We start from the raw sequence: 18521 nt of genomic DNA on the forward strand, positions 1-18521 counted from the left end.
GCCGTTCTTTGTGAACAGGACTTTCAGAAATGACGCCGTTTGAAGCAGCCAGCCATGCCGACCCTTATATTTATTACGCAGGTTTAAGGCAACGAAAGGGGCTGTTGTTCGATGCAGATCTACGCCTGTGGATCGCCAGTGATGCCAGTGCCGTAGAGGCCATTCTGGAACATTCGGACTGTCGAGTCCGTCCTCTTGATGAGCCGGTTCCTCTCGCAATTGCACAGGGCGCCGCGGGTCGTGTTTTCGGTCGTCTCATGCGCATGAACGAGGGAGCTGAACACCAGTGTCCAAGAATGGCCATCGCGCCCACTTTGGCTTCTGTGCATGACGAAAACATCGCAGAAATTGTGTCGCAGGTGTTCGAGTCCCTCAATGCCCCGGTCGACGCCCTCAATGAGTTGATGTGGACGTTGCCCGTATCCGTCATGGCAACCTTGATGGGCATACCTTTCATCCAGTTACGTGAAGTTGTGACCCTGACCCAGAATTTTGTGGGCTGCCTTTCCCCCTTAAGCGACAAGACCAAGCTGGATGAGGCCGATGCCGGAGCGACTCGGTTGAGTCAACTGTTCGCAGAGTTGCTGCTTTGCGAGGATGAAAGAAGTCGCTTCATGAGCCACGTGTTGAGGGAATGTGACGTGACGGGCTGGAGAGACAGAGACGCATTGATCGCTAATCTGATCGGCCTGTTGTCACAGACCTGCGAAGCCACCGCAGGCTTGATCGGCAACACCCTCATAGCGATTCATCGTAACCCCGACCTGTTTGCCCCCCCTCAACAACCGCCGCGTGTTGCAGAGTGGGTAGCCGAGGCGGCGCGCCACGACTCCCCCATACAAAACACCCGGCGGTTCGTCGCCGAGCAGTGTGTAATCGAAGGCAGCGTCCTGAAGGCCGGGGATACGGTTCTTTTGTTGCTGGCTTCGGCGAACAGGGATCCTTGCGCAAACCCGGATCCTGACAACTTTTTGCTCACACGGTCACACCGTCGAATATTCAGCTTTGGCTCAGGCAGACATGAATGCCCAGGTCAGCAACTCGCTTTGCGTATTGCCTCTGAAGCGGTTTCAGAGCTATTGCGTAGACAGCCCACCACCGCTGTCCGCGCTCATCAATGGCGCTACTTGCCCTCGCTTAATGCTCGAATTCCTCATTTCCATCGCAGCCGGGATACTCAACAATGATCGCCGTTATTTTTGAAGCGTGGCCACATGAGGAGCAATACCAGCGGTATCTTGATCTTGCGGCTGAACTGAAGCCATTGCTGGAAGGTTTGGATGGGTTCATTTCAGTGGAGCGTTATCAGAGCCTGAGTGAGCCAGGAAAAGTTCTGTCGCTGTCATTTTGGCGTGATGAGGAAGCCATTGAACGGTGGCGCGGCCTTGAGTTGCATCGTGCCGCGCAACTTACGGGGCGTAGGCAAGTATTCGATGATTACCACCTGCGCATTGCTGACGTGATGCGAGATTACAGTCTGGCGAATCGTGCTCAAGCGCCCACCGATAGCAGACGCGTTCATGAATAAAAGAAAATGAAAGAGCAAAAAGCCCGGCATATGCCGGGCTTTTATGTTTCGGGTATTCAAACACCCAAAGAATTAACGATCACGCTGGTAGCTGGAACCGAACTCTTTGCGGTTTTCAGCAACGGTCACGGTGCCGGAAGTCTGAGTGGCGAAAGGCTTGACCGCCTCTTTGCTGGCGACTTTGCTGTCCAGAACGGTAGCGCTGGAAGCGTTGACGATGGCGCGTTGGTTAATGTGCTGTGGGCTGGCGAATGCAGAACTGGCAGCGAGGATGGACAAGGCGAAACTGAAGGCGATGGACTTTTTCATGATGTATATCTCCGCGTAATTGCTGGTAAGTGGTTTAAGTCGTTTCGTTGGGGCCAATCTATTCGGTTGATCCCAACATGAAAAACCACCCATGAAGATATCTAACATCACCCTCGCTGATGTCGGTAACGCGGGCGTCTAACCCGGCTGTTTCAGAGAACAGCCCGGCGTTGAACAACACCGCGGCGACTGATCCACACCGATGAAACAATCACCAGCCCGCCAAAAAACAGCTTGCCCAAGTCCTCATTCTGCCCCCAGATCAACAGATTAATCAGCAGCCCCACCGGCACATGCAGGTTATTCATCACCGCCAGTGTGGCGCCGTTGACCAGGCACGCACCTTTGTTCCACCAGTACATGCCGAGCGCGGTGGAACACAGGCCGAGGAACAGCAGCACCACCCACTGTTGAGGCGCATCCGGCAGATGCTGCGGATTGCCGAACAGCAGAAACGCCGGCAACGCCACGGCCAGGGCGCCGAGGTAGAAATAACCGAAGCGGCGGTAGTGCGGCAGATCGCTGGGGTGGCGGGCGACCAGGTGTTTGTAGAGCACCTGGCCCGCCGCGTAAGTGAAGTTTGCTACCTGCAGCAACAGGAAGCCGCCGAGGAAATTCGGATCGACCCGGTCGTAACGGATGATCACCGCGCCGAGCACCGCGACCAACGCCGCCAGCAGGCCCCACGGATTGAAGCGCCGATTGAGGGCGTCCTCGATCAGCGTGACGTGGAGCGGCGTCAGGATGGTAAACAGCAGCACTTCGGGAACCGTCAGCACGCGAAAGCTCAGGTACAGGCAGACGTAGGTGACGCCGAACTGAAGCGCGCCGATCAACAGCATGCCGCGCATGAATGACGGCTCGACTCGACGCCAGCGCGTCAGCGGGATGAACACTAATCCGGCCAGGACAACCCGCAGCAGAACAGCGAAGTAGCTGTCGACGTGCCCGGCCAGATAAACGCCGATCAGGCTGAAGGAAAACGCCTGAATCAGCGTCACGAAAAGTAGATAGCCCATGGTTGCCCCTTTTTTGAAGGCGGCGACCTTAGCGGGTTGGCCACGGCGTGTCTATTGAACAGGTCGGCTGGGCCACCGTTTGCGGCGATGCCTAACCCTAAAAGAAAAAACCCGATCAACCCGGCGCAGTCCTGCGGGTCGATCGGGCAATGCACTCAGGAGCGAACGAGTGCCAATGGAGTGTCGATGAACGCGAGCATCATCGGGCGGCGGGATTAACGGGCGATTAAGAGGCGCGTTGGATGTCACTCCAGCACGTGAGCGCCCATCACCCTGCCCTGTCAGCGGCCGGCGTCTCGATCAAAGAAGCCGACTATCGAGCCGAACCCATCTAAGAATTTGTTTTATCGCCAAAGCCGAAGTACGCTCGGTCGACGCTGAGACGTGGGTTACAGAGGCTCGCAGCTCAGGGAGATGCGCAGCTTGACGATGTCGCGGGTGAACTTGGCGGTCACTTCGGTGCTGCTCTTCGGCGCGACCTGGACCCGGCGCGTCCGTGGGGCTTCCGGCCCGTTGCGGAAGACCACGCTGCACTTGGCGGGGACCTCGCCAAAGTTATTCAGGGTGATATTGCCGATGTCGTAAGCGACGTCATGACTGTTGTAGTCGACCTGCACGCCCCTGATGTCTTTCTCGACGTCGATCGGGTAGGCGAACGCGCTCAGCGGCAGCATCGCCAGCAGCACACAACAGATTCTTTTCATGGGGCAGTCTCCATTCAGGGACCGCCAGCTTAGGACAACAGGAGCGAGAGATGAAAGCGCCCCGCGTGACCCTTGATCAATGGCGCACGCTGCAAGCCGTTGTCGACCATGGCGGCTTTGCTCAGGCCGCCGAAGCGCTGCACCGCTCGCAGTCGTCGGTGAGCTACACCGTCGCCAGAATGCAGGACCAGCTCGGCGTTCCGCTGTTGCGCATCGACGGCCGCAAAGCCGTGCTGACCGAGGCCGGTGAGGTATTGCTGCGGCGCTCGCGGCAGTTGGTGAAGAACGCCAGCCAGCTGGAAGACCTCGCCCACCACATGGAACAGGGCTGGGAGGCCGAGGTGCGTGTGGTGGTAGACGCCGCCTACCCGAACGCGCGACTGGTGCGGGCGCTGACAGCCTTCATGCCGCAGAGCCGCGGATGTCGGGTACGGCTGCGTGAGGAAGTGCTGTCGGGAGTGGAGGAAGTGTTGCTGGAAGGCGTCGCCGATCTCGCCATCAGCGGATTCAGTATTCCGGGGTATCTGGGCAATGAGATGAGCAAGGTGGAGTTCGTCGCCGTCGCCCATCCCGGGCACCCGTTGCATCAGTTGCAACGTGAGCTGAATTTCCAGGACCTCGAAAGCCAGCTGCAGGTGGTGATTCGTGACTCCGGGCGCAATCAACCGCGGGACGTCGGCTGGCTCGGCGCCGAACAGCGCTGGACGGTCGGAAGCCTGGCCACTGCGGCTGCGTTCGTCAGCAGCGGTTTGGGCTTTGCCTGGCTGCCACGGCATATCATTGAGCGGGAGATTCAGGAGGGGGTGCTGAAGATTCTGCCGCTGGATAAAGGCGGCAGTCGGCATCCGACGTTTTATCTGTATTCCAGCAAGGACAAACCGCTCGGGCCTGCGACGCAAATTCTGATTGAGCTGATTCAGAGTTTTGATACCGCACCGCTGGATGTGCCCTTCCCGGCGCCGCAGCAGATGCTTTGAATAGGCTCTATCCGGGGACAGATTAATTTACGGTGAAGCGCTGTAAATAAATCAGTCCCCTCAGTCCCTGGTCAGTGGGACTGGCTTTAGCCGGGAAAGCGTCAGGCGTCACACTGCAAGACTGAGGGTGTTCACACTGGCCTCTTCCCGGCTGAAGCCGGTCCTACGAATGCACCGCATTACCCTGTGGGACCGGCTTTAGCCGGGAAAGCGTCAGAGATTACACCGCAGGATTGGGGGTGATTAAACCGGCCCCTTCCCGGCTAAAGCCGGTCCCACTAAAACAGGGCGCGCCACACGCCCACTGTCCAAATCCCGGCAAACGTGCTTCCCTTACGTCCTGTTTTTTCGCAGTCGACATCAATTTCAGGACTCTGCCCATGCTGAAGAAAATCGCCCTCTCCGCCGCTGCCGTGTTGTTCGCCGGCAATTTGATGGCCGCTCCGGCGCCTCACGTTGTGCTGACCACCAGCTTCGGCGATGTGGAAATCGAGCTGAACCAGGACAAGGCGCCCGTCAGCACCCAGAACTTCCTCAAGTACGTCGACAGCAGCTTCTACAACAACACCATTTTCCACCGTGTGATCCCGGGCTTCATGGCTCAGGGCGGCGGTTTTACGGCGCAGATGCAACAGAAGCCGACCAACGACCCGATCAAGAACGAAGCCGATAACGGCCTGCACAACGTGCGCGGCACCGTCGCCATGGCGCGGACCTCGGACGTGAATTCGGCCACCAGCCAGTTCTTCATCAACGTGAAGGACAACGCGATGCTCGACCACGGCGCCCGTGACTATGGCTACGCGGTATTCGGCAAAGTCGTCAAGGGCATGGACGTCGTTGACCAGATCGTCAATGCGCAAGCCGGCAACAAGGGCGGCATGCAGAACGTGCCCCTTGACCCGATCCTGATCAAGACGGCCAAGCGCGTGAACTAAACCTGTCGCAAGCGTAAAAGCCGGGCGCCTGCCCGGCTTTGGCATTTTAAGGACAAGGCCCCTTGATTCAGCGTGAGCAATCGCGTTTCCATGTGGTCTGATCGCAAGACTGTCTCCGGGCTGCTCTCAAGCCGCTGTATCCAATCGCCATCCAAAGGAGAGCCCGCTCAAGCGTGGGCGTCATTGCCAATGCTCTATCGCCGTTTTGAACAGCTGATCGATATCTTCCGCGAAGCCCCTTCCGCCGCCCCGCCCAACACCGTCGCCTCGTTCTACCTGTATTACCTGCGTCAGGTGTGGCCCAGCTTTGCCGCGCTGCTGGTGGTCGGACTGATCGGCGCGCTGATCGAAGTGTCGCTGTTCAGCTACCTGAGCCGCATCATTGATCTGGCCCAAGGCACGCCCAACCCGAATTTCTTCCGCGAACATGCGTTCGAGCTGACGTGGATGGTCATCGTCGCGCTGGTGCTGCGCCCGATCTTCGTTGCCCTGCATGACCTGCTGGTGCACCAGACCATCAGCCCCGGCATGACCAGCATGATCAACTGGCAGAACCACAGTTACGTGCTCAAGCAGAGCCTGAATTTCTTCCAGAACGACTTCGCCGGGCGCATCGCCCAACGCATCGTCCAGACCGGCAACGCGCTGCGTGATTCGGCGGTGCAGTCGGTGGACGCGTTGTGGCACGTGCTGATCTATTCGATCAGCGCGCTGGTGCTGTTCGCCGAAGCCGACTGGCGCCTGATGATTCCGCTGCTGAGCTGGATCTTCGCGTTCATTCTGGCGCTGTGGTACTTCGTGCCTCGGGTGAAGGCTCGCTCGGTCATTTCCTCCGATGCGCGCTCCAAGCTGATGGGCCGCATCGTCGATGGCTACACCAACATCGCCACACTCAAGCTGTTCGCGCACACCAACTCGGAGCAGCAGTACGCCCGCGAGGCCATCAGCGAACAAACAGAAAAGACCCAGCTGGCAGGTCGCGTGATCACTGAAATGGACACCGTGATCACCAGCCTCAACGGCATTCTGATTGTGACGACCACAGGCCTGGCATTGTGGCTGTGGACCCAGTCGTTGATATCCGTGGGTGCGATTGCGCTGGCGACCGGTCTGGCGATTCGGATCGTCAATATGTCCGGCTGGATCATGTGGGTGGTCAACGGCATTTTCGAAAACATCGGCATGGTGCAGGACGGTCTGCAGAGCATCGCGCAGCCGGTGGGCATCACCGACCGGGACGCTGCACCGAAGCTGGCGGTCAGCCGTGGCGAGGTGAAATTCGAATACCTCAACTTCCAGTACGGCAAGGGCAAGGGCGTGATTCACGGCCTGAACCTGGACATCAAGCCGGGCGAGAAAATTGGTTTGATCGGGCCGTCGGGCGCGGGTAAATCGACTTTGGTTAACCTCCTCCTACGCCTGTATGACGTACAAGGCGGGCGGATCCTGATCGACGATCAGGACATTTCCCACGTCGCTCAGGAAAGCCTGCGCTCACACATTGGCATGATCACCCAGGACACGTCGCTGTTGCACCGCTCCATCCGCGACAACCTGCTTTATGGCAAACCCGATGCGACCGACGCTGAATTGTGGGAAGCCATGCGCAAGGCCCGCGCCGACGAGTTCATTCCGCTGCTAACGGATTCCGAAGGCCGCACCGGGCTGGACGCCCATGTGGGCGAGCGCGGCGTGAAACTGTCCGGTGGTCAGCGTCAGCGCATCGCCATCACCCGCGTGCTGCTCAAGGACGCGCCGATCCTGATCATGGACGAAGCGACGTCAGCGCTGGATTCGGAAGTGGAAGCGGCGATTCAGGAGAGTCTGGAGACGCTGATGCAGGGCAAGACGGTGATTGCGATTGCCCACCGGCTGTCGACCATCGCGCGGATGGATCGCCTGATCGTCCTGGAAAACGGCGTGATTGCGGAAAGCGGGACCCATAGCGAGCTGCTGGCCCACAAAGGCTTGTATGCGCGGCTGTGGGCGCATCAGACGGGCGGGTTCGTCGGGGTGGATTGAACCTGTGGGAGCGAGGTTGCTCGTGAAAAATGGACCCGCCGCAGACGCCTTCGGCGGATCCAAACAGATCGAGCTACACCTGCCGATACGGCAACGCCCCGCGCGCTTCTTCGGCGTACGCCAGAATCCCCGCCCGTTCCTGGGTCAGAAAATCCGCCACCGCCTCGCGCAATCCCGGGTGCGCCAGGTAATGCCATGAGTGGGTGATGACCGGCTCGAAGCCGCGGATCAATTTGTGCTCCCCTTGGGCGCCCGCGTCGAAGCGCTTGAAGCCGTGGGCGATCGCGTAATCCATGCCCTGATAGAAACACGTCTCGAAGTGCAATCGATCGAACTCGGCCAAACAGCCCCAGTAGCGACCGTAAAAACTGTCGGCGCCGACCAGGCTGAATGCCATCGCCACCGGGCGCGAACCCTGCCGCGCCAGCACCACACGAATCGCGTCGGGCATGCGCTCGGCAACCAGACTGAAGAACTCCCGCGTTAGGTAAGGCGTTTGCCCACGCACTTCGTAGGTATTGGAATAGCAGGCGTAGACGAAATCCCAATGCGCCTCGCTCAGTTCATGCCCTTCGAGCCAGTCGAAGTCAAAACCCTGCCCCGCCACTTGCTCGCGCTCCTTGCGCATTTGCTTACGCTTGCGTGAGCTCAAGGCGTCGAGAAAATCCTGAAAATCCCGATAGCCGCGGTTCTGCCAGTGGTACTGACAGCCAATGCGCTGCAGCCAGCCGGGTTGTTCGGCGAGCAACGCATCGGCGACCGGGTCGGTGAAGTTGACGTGAACGCTGGACAGCTCCTCGCCCTGGGCATACCCCGGCAGGCAAGCGAGCAGTTCACGGCCATCTTCGGGGGTCTTCGCCAACAGCCGGGGCCCGCTTACCGGACTGAACGGCACCGCCACCAGCAGCTTGGGGTAATAGGCCAGCCCGGCGCGACGACAGGCGTCCGCCCAGGCGTGATCGAACACGTACTCGCCATAAGAGTGCCACTTGCGGTACGCCGGCAACGCAGCGATGAGTTGCTCGCCCTCGTAGTGCAGCAAGTGCTCGGCGCGCCAGCCGGAACGCGGCCCGAGGCTGCCGCTGTCTTCCAGCGAACTGAGAAAGGCATGGCGCAAAAACGGTGAATCGCCAGGTATCAGGGCGTCCCACTGTTCAGGCGCAAGGTCAGAAAGCTTATCCAATCGGTGTAACGACATCCCACCACTCCAGGTCGCGCCAACGTGGGCGCAGTATCACCTATTCATCTGTTCTGCACATGAAATTACTCGCGGCACCGCTCTAGCCCGCAGCTCCAACGAAATTTTCACATGTCACCCACACGACATCACTTCGCCACCGTATCGTCATAAACGCTGGCAATACTGGCGCCAGTTTTTAGAGCCAGAGGTTCTAAGAACGCCAATTTTCTTCCGCCCGCCTTTGGTCGGCTGATCCCTGGATGATCCGGTCATCCCTTCTCAGTTACGGAGATTGATATGCGTCTTGCTTCCACGAAAACTGCGGCAGCCCTGTGTGGTGGTGTGCTGCTGGCCATGAGCGTTCCGGCCAGCGCCGCAGTCGACGCGAAACTGCTCGACATGCTCAAGGCCAATGGCTCGATTTCACCTGCCCAGTATGCCGAACTGCAAACCGAGCTGACCAAAGACCAGTTGGCCCAGCAACAGGCTCAGAAAGCCACGTCCGACCAGATCGCCGCCGCCACCACGGCCAAGTCCTCCGAACTGTCTGCCTTCGAGCAGAAAGTGGCCTGGGCAGCGAAGACTCAATTCAAAGGTGACGTTCGCGTTCGGCAAGAGACGGTCAAGATCGACGACCAGAACAACAGCCAGGACAAAAATCGTCAGCGTATCCGTGTGCGTCTCGGCGCCTACAGCGAGATTAACCCGCAAGTCAGCACCGGAATCCGTATCGCCACCGGTGGTGACAACAAGGCCAACTCCACCAACGTTGACCAGAACGACTACTTCACCAAGAAAGACCTGTGGCTGGATCAGGGCTTCATCGACTACCACCCGACCGCAATCCAGAACCTGCACGTCATCGGCGGCAAGATGGCTCAGCCATGGGTCAGCGAAGGTGACGTGATCTGGGACAACGACATCAACCCTGAAGGTCTGGCCGCCACTTACAGCCTGCCGATCAACAAGGGCTTCGAGCTGTTCGGCAGCGCCGGTACCTACACCCTCAAGGACAACATCAGCGGCGAAGGTACGCAGTTCAAGAACGACCTGCGCCTGAACGCGGCTCAGTTGGGTACGCGGGTCGCCATCACCGACAACGTGAAGATGACGGTCGGCGGTTCGGTCTACAGCTACGAAAACTCCAACGACTGTAATCCGGCCGCTGCCAGCACCAGCACAACGTTCTGTGGCTTGAGCATCAACGGCAACAACACCACTGACTTCCGCCTGTACGAAGGCTTCGGTCAACTGGACCTGACCGGCTTTGTCGTACCGGTCGGCCTGTACGGTCAGTACGTGGTCAACAGCGCCACCAACAGCGACGAAGACACCGCCTGGCTGGCGGGTGTGAAAACCAAGGTGTTCGGTTTCGGTCTGGACTACAACTACCGCGACACGCAGCGTAACGCTGTGGTGGGTGCTTTCACCGACTCCGATTTCGCCAACGGCACTACCGGTTCACGCGGTCACAAGCTGGCCATTTCCTACGACATCGACAAGAACTTCGCCGTCGGCGCGACGTACTTCCTGACCAAAGCGGACTTCGCGACCTCTGCGCTGCCGCGTGATCAGGATGCCAACACGCTGCAGCTGGACGTACTGGCGAAGTTTTAAGAAAGCGAGCTGCAAGCTGCAAGCTGCAAGCGACACGTTAAAAGCAAAAAGCCTCAAGCGGCGTGCTGCTGCCGTTTGAAGCTGCTAAAAAACTCAAGCCCGCCGTTGCCCTGTCGGATCCCCATCATCCGTTCCGACAGAGCAACGCCGGGCTTTTTTGTTGCGATGCCATACGCCGAACTCTGTAGGAGCGTGGCTTGTCCCGCGATCGGCTGCGCAGCAGTCGTTAAACCTCGCCGAGCCATTCTTGCTGACACACCGCATTCATTGTGTTGCTGCCGCTGCGCGCCAGATCGCGGGACAAGCCACGCTCCTACGTCATCAACCCCTGTCATGCCGTGCGCATCACTTCTTGCGCAAGATCACGCTACCAATCGAATACCCCGCGCCGAACGAACTGAGTACGCCCAGCGCGCCGCTTGGCAGGTCGTCCTGGTGTTCGTGAAACGCGATCACCGAACCTGCGGAGCTGGTGTTGGCGTAGCGGTCGAGGATCACCGGCGCTTCTTCGACAGTGGCGTCGCGGCCCAGCAGTTTCTTCACGATCAGGTGGTTCATGCTCAGGTTGGCCTGATGCAGCCAGAACCGTTGCACGTCGCTGACGTTCAACTGGTTCTCGTCCAGGTGCGCCGCCACCAGTTCGGCGACCATCGGGCAGACATCGCGGAACACCTTGCGGCCTTCCTGCACGAACAGCTTGTCCTGCTTGTCCTGCTTGCCTTGGCCCTCTTCCGCCGTGCGATTGAGGAAACCGAAGTTGTTGCGGATGTTATTGGAGAACGTCGTCAGCAGCTTGGTGCCGACGATGTCGAACTGGTGCGGTGAGGTTGCCAGGTCTGCACGCTCGACCACCACCGCCGTGGCCGCGTCACCGAAGATGAAGTGGCTGTCACGGTCGCGGAAATTAAGGTGAGCGGTGCAGATCTCAGGGCTGATGACCAACAGCGCGCGGGCCTGGCCCAGCTTGACGCTGTTGCATGCGGTCTGGATGCCGAACGTGGCCGAGGAGCACGCCACGTTCATGTCAAAGCCGAAGCCCTCAACGCCCAGCGCCGCCTGGATTTCGATGGAGATCGCCGGGTACGCGCGCTGCAGGTTGGAGCAGGCGACGATCACGCCGTCGATGTCAGCGGGAGTCTTGCCGGCACGCTGCAGGGCCTGATTGGCCGCGGCAACGCCCATCTCGCAGAGGATCGACCACTCGTCATTGGAGCGCTCGGGCAGGCGCGGCTTCATGCGCTGGGGGTCGAGAATGCCGTCCTTGTCCATCACGTAACGGCTTTTGATGCCGCTGGCTTTTTCGATGAACGCCGCGTTGGATTCCGTCAGTGCCTGGACCTCTCCCGCTTCGATCGCGGCGGCATTTTCGGCGTTGAACTGGGCAACGTAGGTGTTGAAAGACTGCACCAGCTCATCGTTGGAAATACTGTTGGCGGGGGTGAAAAGCCCGGTGCCACTGATCACGACTTCGTACACGGTCGTTCCTCTCGAGATAAAAGCAGCTCATTGACGGCGGCAGCTGAACAGCCAGCACAAGCGGGGGCGTTGGCGATCTGGGACGAAGGTCCCAATGCAACGGGGCAGCAACCCGCTTGGCGGACGACGGATGTTTTATGACGCTATGAAGTTTAGCCGCGAAGTTTGCCATAACGGCCGCCATTTCGCGCTATCGGGTAATGTAATCGGCACTGCGGGCCGAGGGGATCACCCCTCGACCTGAGTCCACTGCTTGTTCAGGCGCTTGTCCGAGATCGGCACTTTGGTGCCCAGTTGCTGCGCGAACAGCGAAACGCGGTATTCCTCCAGCCACCAGCGATACACCACCAGCTCCGGATCGCGCTTGCCTTCCTGGGCGTGTTTGTCGGCGCGGGCCTGGTACTGCGCCCAGAGATTGCCCAGTTCGATGCTCCAGACCCTGTCCTTCTGCGCCTGGCTACCAAGTTTTTCGAGGCGCATTTCGATGGCCTTGAGGTAACGCGGCAGTTCCTTGAGCCACACCGCCGGGGTTTCGCGGATGAAACCGGGATAGACCAGCTTGCTTAGCTGACCTTTGATGTCGTTCAGCGCCACGGCCTGGGCCAGATCGATCTTGCCCTTGAAGCGCTTCTGCAGGCCATGCCACAGCTTGAGAATCTCCAGCGTCAGCCTCGCCAGCCGCTCGGCATGCTCGGTCAGACCACCACGCTTGCGCTCGGCCAGGGACAGGAGGCCGGCGCCGTCTCGGGGCAACGTCGTTTCGCCCTCGAGAATGCAGCTGTCGAGACTCGCCAGCAGGATGTCTTCGATCAATGCATCGACCCGACCCAAGTCGCGGTACAGCAAGGCCAGCTCGGTCTGTCCCGGCAACTTGCTGCGCAAAAACTTGGTCGGCTCGGCCAGTTGCTGCAACAACAACCGTTGCAGGGCTCGGCGGTGCTGGTATTCGGCCTCGGCCTGGGTGGAGAAACGCCCTTCTTTGACCGCGCCGCCCTCTTCCACCAGCGCCGGATACACCGTCATCGACAGCCCGGCGATCTTCTGCTGAGTCTTCTCGGCCACCTTTGCGAAGCCCTTGGCCTCGACCGGCTGCTGGCCTTTCGCCGAGTGCGGCACTGCCAATGCAGCCTGACCGGCCTCGGCGAACCGCGCGGTCAGCTCATCCAGCTCACGGCCTTCGCCGAGGAACTTGCCGTTGGCGTCGACCACTTCAAGGTTCATTTTCAGGTGGCTTTCCACCTGCTGCGCCGCTTCGGCCCAGGCTTCGTCGGTCACCCGCACGCCGGTCATGCGCAACAGCTCGCGGCCCAACGACTGGGGCAGCGAGCCTTCGGCGAAGACCATCCGCTGCAACGCGGCTTTGACGAAGTCCGGCACCGGCACGAAATTCTTGCGCAGCGCCTTGGGCAGGTTGCGCACCAGCGCCACGCATTTGGTTTCCAGCAGCCCTGGCACCAGCCACTCCAGGCGCTCGGCCGGTAACGACAGCAACAGCGGCGCCGGCACCCGCAGGGTCACGCCGTCACGGGGGTGGTTGGGCTCGAAGTGATAGGTCAGCGACAGGGTCAGTTCGCCCAGGCGCAAAGTGTCCGGGTACTGATTGGCCGTGACCTCGCTGGCTTCACGGGCGAGCACATCTTCCTCGCGCATGATCAGCAACTGCGGGTTCTTCTGGCTCTCCATCCGGTACCAGGCGTCGAACGTCGCGGTCTGGTGAATCTCCGCCGGCAAGCGTTCGTCGTAATACCGATACAGGGTTTCTTCGTCGGCCAGGATGTCTCGGCGACGCGCCTTGGCTTCCAGTTCGTCGAGCTGCTCCAGCAATTTGGCATTGGCTGAGAGGCATTTGGCCCGGGACTGGATTTCGCCGCGCACCAGCCCTTCGCGTATGAAGAACTCGCGGGACACGACCGGATCGATCGGCCCGAAATGCACGGGCCGACGCCCAACCACGATAAGGCCGAACAGGGTGATCTGCTCGAAAGCCACAACCTGGCCGCGCTTCTTTTCCCAATGGGGTTCGAAGTGGTTTTTCTTGATCAAGTGCCCGGCAAGGGGTTCGATCCAGTCCGGTTCGATCTTCGCCACCATGCGTGCATACAGCTTGGTGGTCTCGACCAGCTCGGCGGCCATGATCCATTGCGGGCGCTTGCGACCCAGCCCCGAAGACGGATGCACCCAGAAACGCCGCTGGCGGGCGCCCATGTAGTCGCCATCTTCAGTCTTCTGACCGATCTGGCTGAGCAGGCCCGAGAGCACCGCCTTGTGGAATTTCGGGAAATCGGCCGGCTCTTTATTGACCGTCAGTTGCAGGTCGCGACAGATCAGGCTCAATTGACGATGGGAGTCACGCCACTCGCGCAGGCGCAGGTAATTGAGGAAATTACGGCGGCACCAGTTACGCAGCGGACTGGCGGTCAGGGCCTGGCGCTGTTCTTCGAAACCGCGCCATAGATTGACCAGCCCGGCGAAGTCGGAGTCCTGATCTTTCCACTGCGCGTGGGCTTGGTCGGCGGCCTGCTGACGCTCCGGCGGACGCTCACGGGGGTCCTGAATCGACATGGCGCTGGCGACAATCAACACTTCCTGCAGGCTGCCCTGCTTCGCCGCTTCGAGCAACATGCGGCCCATGCGCGGGTCCACCGGCAGGCGCGCCAGTTGCCGGCCCATCGGCGTCAGGTTGTTCTCGCGATCGACCGCTGACAGCTCCTGCAACAGGTTGAAGCCGTCGCTGATGGCTTTGCCGTCCGGCGGCTCGATGAACGGGAAATCGGTGATCTGGCCCAGCCGCAGGTGGAGCATCTGCAGGATCACCGCCGCCAAGTTGGTGCGCAGAATCTCCGGGTCGGTGAATTCAGGCCGCGCCAGAAAATCTTCTTCGCTGTACAGCCGCACGCAAAGGCCCGGCTCGACCCGACCGCAACGGCCCTTGCGCTGGTTGGCGCTGGCCTGGGAAATCGCTTCGATGGGCAGGCGCTGCACTTTGGCGCGGTAGCTGTAGCGGCTGATGCGCGCGGTGCCGGTGTCGATGACGTAGCGGATACCCGGCACGGTCAGCGAGGTTTCGGCGACGTTGGTCGCCAGTACCACGCGACGGCCCGGGTGAGACTGGAAAATTCGTTGCTGCTCGGCCGGCGACAGGCGCGCGTACAGCGGCAGGATTTCGGTGTGCTTCAGTTGCGCCTTGCGCAGCATCTCGGCAGCGTCACGGATTTCCCGCTCGCCGGGCAGAAACACCAGCACATCGCCGGGGGACTTGCGCTCGCTGCGTTCGAAAGCGGCCAGTTCGTCCAGCGTAGCGAGAATCGCCTGATCGACGGTCAGGTCTTCCTCGATGCTGTTGCCCTCTTCGTCCTGCTGGGCGGTCATCGGCCGGTACCAGGTCTCTACCGGGAAGGTCCGGCCCGAGACTTCGATGACCGGCGCCTTGTCGAAATGCTCCGAGAAGCGTTCGAGGTCGATGGTCGCCGAGGTGATGATGACTTTCAGATCCGGACGACGGGGCAGCAGGGTTTTCAGATAACCGAGCAGGAAGTCGATGTTCAGGCTGCGTTCGTGGGCTTCGTCGACGATGATCGTGTCGTAGCGCTCAAGAAAGCGGTCGTGCTGGGTTTCGGCGAGCAGAATGCCGTCGGTCATCAGCTTGATCAGGGTGTTTTCGTCGCTCTGGTCTTCGAAGCGCACCTGATAACCCACCAACCCGCCCAGCGGCGTGCCGACTTCTTCGGCGACCCGGCTGCCGACGCTCCGTGCTGCGATTCGACGTGGCTGGGTGTGGCCGATCAGTCCGTGCTGCCCGCGACCGATTTCCAGACAGATTTTCGGCAGCTGAGTGGTTTTGCCCGAGCCGGTTTCGCCGGCGATGATCAACACCTGATGTTCAAGGATCGCTTTCTTGATCTCGTCGCGCTTGGCGGCGATCGGCAGGTTTTCGTCGTAGCGCAGGGTCGGCACGCTTTGCGCGCGACTCAGCACACGGGCGCACGATGCCTGCACGCGCTCGACCCACTGCGCCAGCTTCGTCTCGTCCGGTTTCTTGCGCAGCTCATGCAATTGCCGGCGCAAGCGATGACGATCGCTGATCATCGCGTGGTCGAGATTTTTGAAGAGTTGGTCGATGGAGGTCGAATCGTCGGTCATCAGGGCGCGGAATCTTTCTATCTGAATGCAGGGCGCGGATTGTCGCAGATTTGGTGGGGTGGAGGCAGGTCTGTGGCGCAAAGGCATTTGCGGGCAGGGTGTAAGTCCTCGCGCGCAAGGTGGAGCGCCACCCCGATCGCTCCCACGAGGTCGTGACGGCTCCCACATGGAGGGTGTATGCCAAAAAATTGATGGCGGTCATGCGGGCCTCTTCCCGGCTAAAGCCAGTCCTACAGTGGATGCGCAGTAGGTCTGTGGGACCGGCTTTAGCCGGGAAGCTTGTGATCTGCTTTTGATCTTCATGCGGAGAAAGTCCAGACGACACCTATCGCGACCTTGGTGCAGGCTGAACGTAGGTCTCGCGGAGTGGGCCGAGCCGCATGGATGCGGCGAGAGCGCCGTCAGGACATGGATGTCCGTTCGGCGCGGGCCCACGGAGCGGGACCGGAGTGAAGGAACCCCGACGAAGTCGGGGCCCAACCAAGAGCAAAAGCCCTTGGTTACTTGGGGCTTTATCAAGTAACTCGCCGAAGGCGAAACCCGAGGCCGTTAGGCCGACCACGCTGGCGGGGTCTGTTGGTGTGAGGGCTGACTCAGGCGGGCTTCTTCAGCGCCAGCTTTTTCAGTTCTTCGTCACGCAGTTCGCGGCGCAGGATCTTGCCGACGTTGGTGGTCGGCAGGGCGTCGCGGAATTCCACGCTACGCGGCACTTTATAAGCCGTGACGTTGGCACGCATGTGCTCCATGACTTGATCCTTACTCAGGGTCGTGCCCGGTTTGCACACCACGAACAGCTTGATCGCCTCGCCGGATTTCTCGTCCGGGATACCGATGGCCGCGCACTGCAGGACGCCGGGCAGGGTCGCCAGCACGTCTTCCAGTTCGTTCGGGTACACGTTGAAGCCGGAGACCAGAATCATGTCCTTCTTGCGATCAACGATGCGCATGTAGCCATCCGGCTGGATGATTGCGATGTCACCGGTCTTCAACCAACCGTCGGCATCGAGCATCTCGTCGGTGGCCGCCTGATTTTGCCAGTAGCCTTTCATCACCTGCGGACCCTTGATGCACAGCTCGCCCACTTCGCCGACCGGCAGCTCTTCGCCAGCGTCATTAATGGTCTTGCACAGGGTCGAAGGCACGGGAATGCCGATGGTGCCCATCTGGATCTTCTGGAACGGGTTGACCGACGCCACCGGGCTGGTCTCGGTCATGCCGTAACCTTCGCAGATCGAGCAGCCGGTCACCTCTTTCCAGCGCTCGGCCGCCGCGGTTTGCAGAGCCATGCCGCCCGACAGGGTGAGCTTGAGGGAGGAGAAATCCAGGTGGCGGAAGTCGGCGTTATTGCACAGCGCGACGAACAGCGTGTTGAGACCAACGAAGCCGGAAAACTTCCACTTCGACAGCTCTTTCACCATCGCCGACAAATCACGGGGGTTGCTGATCAGCACGTTGTGGTTGCCGCTCAGCATCATCGCCATGCAGTGAAAGGTGAACGCATAGATGTGGTACAGCGGCAACGGCGTGATCAGAATCTCCGTGGCTTCATTGAGGTTGGCCGCCATCAGCGCCCGGCATTGCAGCATGTTGGCGATCAGGTTGCGGTGGGTGAGCATCGCGCCCTTGGCCACGCCGGTGGTGCCGCCGGTGTATTGCAGCACCGCGACGTCGTCGCCGGTCGGCGAAACATCCCGCACCGGCTGACCGTGCCCCTTGGCCAGCACGTCGTTGAATTTGACCGCCTTGGGCAGGTGAAACGGCGGAACCATCTTCTTCACGTACTTGATGACGCTGTTGACCAGCAGGCGCTTGAGGGGCGGCAGCAGGTCGGCGACTTCGGTGACGATGATGTGCTTGACGCCGGTCTTGGGCACGACCTTCTCGGCCAGGTGCGCCATGTTCGCCAGGCAAACCAGCGCCTTGGCGCCGGAGTCGTTGAATTGGTGTTCCATTTCCCGCGCGGTGTACAGCGGGTTGGTGTTGACCACGATGAGCCCGGCACGAATGGCACCGAACACCGCGACCGGGTACTGCAGCACGTTGGGCAACTGCACGGCGATGCGATCGCCCGGTTGCAGGTCGGTGTGCTGTTGCAGATACGCCGCAAAGGCACCGGACAGCGCGTACATTTCGCCGTAGGTGAGGGTCTTGCCCAGGTTGCTGAACGCAGGTTTGTTGGCGAAACGCTCGCAGGACTGTTTCAATACGGCCTGTACGTTCGGATACTGATCCGGATCGATATCGGCAGCGATACCTGTCGGATATTTATCCTTCCAGAAGTTTTCGAGCATAAAAGCCGACTCCTCAGCAACAGCGTTTCTACACACCGCTTGATGCGATGATTTCTTGTGTTTGGAATATTGTAGTAACCGCTTTTTGTTGACCGTTGGCACAAAAAGCGGGGCGAGCGTATCAGCTTTGCCAAAGGCCGCCTAGAGCCAAAAGCGGGCTCTCCAGTCACATACCTGACTCTTGAATAGGCCACGGTCACGTTTAGAGCAATGAACCTAAATGTCGGAAATATCCTACGGTGATGTTCATTTATGCGGCCCCCTCAAACCCTGAAGCCAAACACCGGGCAAAAAAACGGCGTGATCATCACGCCGTTTTG

Annotated in this window: 13 protein-coding genes; 6 read left to right on the forward strand and 7 right to left on the reverse strand. The window is 60.0% G+C overall.

Translation table 11 applies throughout. The features are described from left to right. The first annotated feature begins 29 nt into the window (after window positions 1-29). Both SLW75_RS13840 and SLW75_RS13845 read left to right on the forward strand, forming a co-directional pair. Window positions 30-1187, forward strand: coding sequence for a cytochrome P450 (locus tag SLW75_RS13840; RefSeq protein ID WP_410934729.1), 1158 nt, complete (start codon window positions 30-32; stop codon window positions 1185-1187). Then, the gene (locus tag SLW75_RS13845; protein WP_410934730.1) at window positions 1184-1528 is read left to right on the forward strand and encodes an antibiotic biosynthesis monooxygenase family protein; all 345 of its coding nucleotides are present in this window, start codon (window positions 1184-1186) and stop codon (window positions 1526-1528) included. Before SLW75_RS13840 ends, SLW75_RS13845 begins: the two co-directional genes overlap by 4 nt. Before the next feature lie 72 nt (window positions 1529-1600). Here the strand turns inward: SLW75_RS13845 and SLW75_RS13850 are convergent, their stop codons facing one another. From SLW75_RS13850 to SLW75_RS13860, 3 genes are all read right to left on the reverse strand, one after another. Next, window positions 1601-1837 (reverse strand): hypothetical protein, encoded by a 237-nt coding sequence (locus SLW75_RS13850; protein WP_410934731.1) that lies wholly within the window; start codon window positions 1835-1837, stop codon window positions 1601-1603. A gap of 152 nt (window positions 1838-1989) precedes the next feature. Continuing rightward, on the reverse strand, window positions 1990-2856 hold the full coding sequence (locus tag SLW75_RS13855; protein ID WP_410934732.1) for a carboxylate/amino acid/amine transporter: 867 nt from the start codon (window positions 2854-2856) through the stop codon (window positions 1990-1992). 389 nt (window positions 2857-3245) lie between these two features. After that, window positions 3246-3560, reverse strand: a complete 315-nt coding sequence (locus SLW75_RS13860; RefSeq protein ID WP_410934733.1) for a 3-phosphoglycerate kinase — start codon at window positions 3558-3560, stop codon at window positions 3246-3248. Between the two features lie 50 nt (window positions 3561-3610). Here SLW75_RS13860 and SLW75_RS13865 point away from each other — a divergent pair, with 50 nt between their 5' ends. The 3 genes from SLW75_RS13865 (at window position 3611) to SLW75_RS13875 (ending at window position 7497) form a co-directional block, all read left to right on the forward strand. After that, window positions 3611-4537 carry a LysR family transcriptional regulator gene (locus SLW75_RS13865; RefSeq protein ID WP_192134020.1) on the forward strand — a complete coding sequence of 309 codons (927 nt, stop codon included), beginning with the start codon at window positions 3611-3613 and terminating at the stop codon, window positions 4535-4537. Window positions 4538-4917: 380 nt separating this feature from the next. Then, a complete protein-coding gene (locus SLW75_RS13870) occupies window positions 4918-5475 on the forward strand; it encodes a peptidylprolyl isomerase (protein WP_065992670.1) in 558 nt (185 codons plus the stop codon). 189 nt (window positions 5476-5664) lie between these two features. Next, a complete protein-coding gene (locus tag SLW75_RS13875; protein ID WP_410934734.1) occupies window positions 5665-7497 on the forward strand; it encodes an ABC transporter ATP-binding protein in 1833 nt (610 codons plus the stop codon). A gap of 73 nt (window positions 7498-7570) precedes the next feature. On the opposite strand, the gene SLW75_RS13880 is transcribed toward SLW75_RS13875, so the two are convergent. Next, window positions 7571-8695, reverse strand: coding sequence for a GNAT family N-acetyltransferase (locus SLW75_RS13880; RefSeq protein ID WP_410934735.1), 1125 nt, complete (start codon window positions 8693-8695; stop codon window positions 7571-7573). 279 nt (window positions 8696-8974) lie between these two features. Here SLW75_RS13880 and SLW75_RS13885 point away from each other — a divergent pair, with 279 nt between their 5' ends. Beyond that, window positions 8975-10294, forward strand: coding sequence for a putative porin (locus SLW75_RS13885; RefSeq protein WP_410934736.1), 1320 nt, complete (start codon window positions 8975-8977; stop codon window positions 10292-10294). Window positions 10295-10639: 345 nt separating this feature from the next. On the opposite strand, the gene SLW75_RS13890 is transcribed toward SLW75_RS13885, so the two are convergent. The 3 genes from SLW75_RS13890 to fadD1 form a co-directional block, all read right to left on the reverse strand. Beyond that, window positions 10640-11770 carry a beta-ketoacyl-ACP synthase III gene (locus SLW75_RS13890; protein ID WP_410934737.1) on the reverse strand — a complete coding sequence of 377 codons (1131 nt, stop codon included), beginning with the start codon at window positions 11768-11770 and terminating at the stop codon, window positions 10640-10642. A gap of 228 nt (window positions 11771-11998) precedes the next feature. Next, on the reverse strand, window positions 11999-15910 hold the full coding sequence (gene hrpA / locus SLW75_RS13895; RefSeq protein ID WP_410934738.1) for an ATP-dependent RNA helicase HrpA: 3912 nt from the start codon (window positions 15908-15910) through the stop codon (window positions 11999-12001). A gap of 593 nt (window positions 15911-16503) precedes the next feature. After that, the gene (gene fadD1 / locus SLW75_RS13900) at window positions 16504-18201 is read right to left on the reverse strand and encodes a long-chain-fatty-acid--CoA ligase FadD1 (protein ID WP_410934739.1); all 1698 of its coding nucleotides are present in this window, start codon (window positions 18199-18201) and stop codon (window positions 16504-16506) included. Window positions 18202-18521 lie beyond the last annotated feature (320 nt).

The organism is Pseudomonas sp. W5-01 (assembly GCF_046540435.1).
GTDB classification, from domain to species: domain Bacteria; phylum Pseudomonadota; class Gammaproteobacteria; order Pseudomonadales; family Pseudomonadaceae; genus Aquipseudomonas; species Aquipseudomonas graminis_B.

What these genes read in the sequence shown, in the direction of transcription:
- SLW75_RS13840 (WP_410934729.1), top strand. Translation starts at nt 30, where the DNA reads ATGACGCCGTTTGAAGCAGCCAGCCATGCCGACCCTTATATTTATTAC.
- SLW75_RS13845 (WP_410934730.1), top strand. Translation starts at nt 1,184, where the DNA reads ATGATCGCCGTTATTTTTGAAGCGTGGCCACATGAGGAGCAATACCAG.
- SLW75_RS13850 (WP_410934731.1), bottom strand. Translation starts at nt 1,837, where the DNA reads ATGAAAAAGTCCATCGCCTTCAGTTTCGCCTTGTCCATCCTCGCTGCC.
- SLW75_RS13855 (WP_410934732.1), bottom strand. Translation starts at nt 2,856, where the DNA reads ATGGGCTATCTACTTTTCGTGACGCTGATTCAGGCGTTTTCCTTCAGC.
- SLW75_RS13860 (WP_410934733.1), bottom strand. Translation starts at nt 3,560, where the DNA reads ATGAAAAGAATCTGTTGTGTGCTGCTGGCGATGCTGCCGCTGAGCGCG.
- SLW75_RS13865 (WP_192134020.1), top strand. Translation starts at nt 3,611, where the DNA reads ATGAAAGCGCCCCGCGTGACCCTTGATCAATGGCGCACGCTGCAAGCC.
- SLW75_RS13870 (WP_065992670.1), top strand. Translation starts at nt 4,918, where the DNA reads ATGCTGAAGAAAATCGCCCTCTCCGCCGCTGCCGTGTTGTTCGCCGGC.
- SLW75_RS13875 (WP_410934734.1), top strand. Translation starts at nt 5,665, where the DNA reads ATGCTCTATCGCCGTTTTGAACAGCTGATCGATATCTTCCGCGAAGCC.
- SLW75_RS13880 (WP_410934735.1), bottom strand. Translation starts at nt 8,695, where the DNA reads ATGTCGTTACACCGATTGGATAAGCTTTCTGACCTTGCGCCTGAACAG.
- SLW75_RS13885 (WP_410934736.1), top strand. Translation starts at nt 8,975, where the DNA reads ATGCGTCTTGCTTCCACGAAAACTGCGGCAGCCCTGTGTGGTGGTGTG.
- hrpA (WP_410934738.1), bottom strand. Translation starts at nt 15,910, where the DNA reads ATGACCGACGATTCGACCTCCATCGACCAACTCTTCAAAAATCTCGAC.
- fadD1 (WP_410934739.1), bottom strand. Translation starts at nt 18,201, where the DNA reads ATGCTCGAAAACTTCTGGAAGGATAAATATCCGACAGGTATCGCTGCC.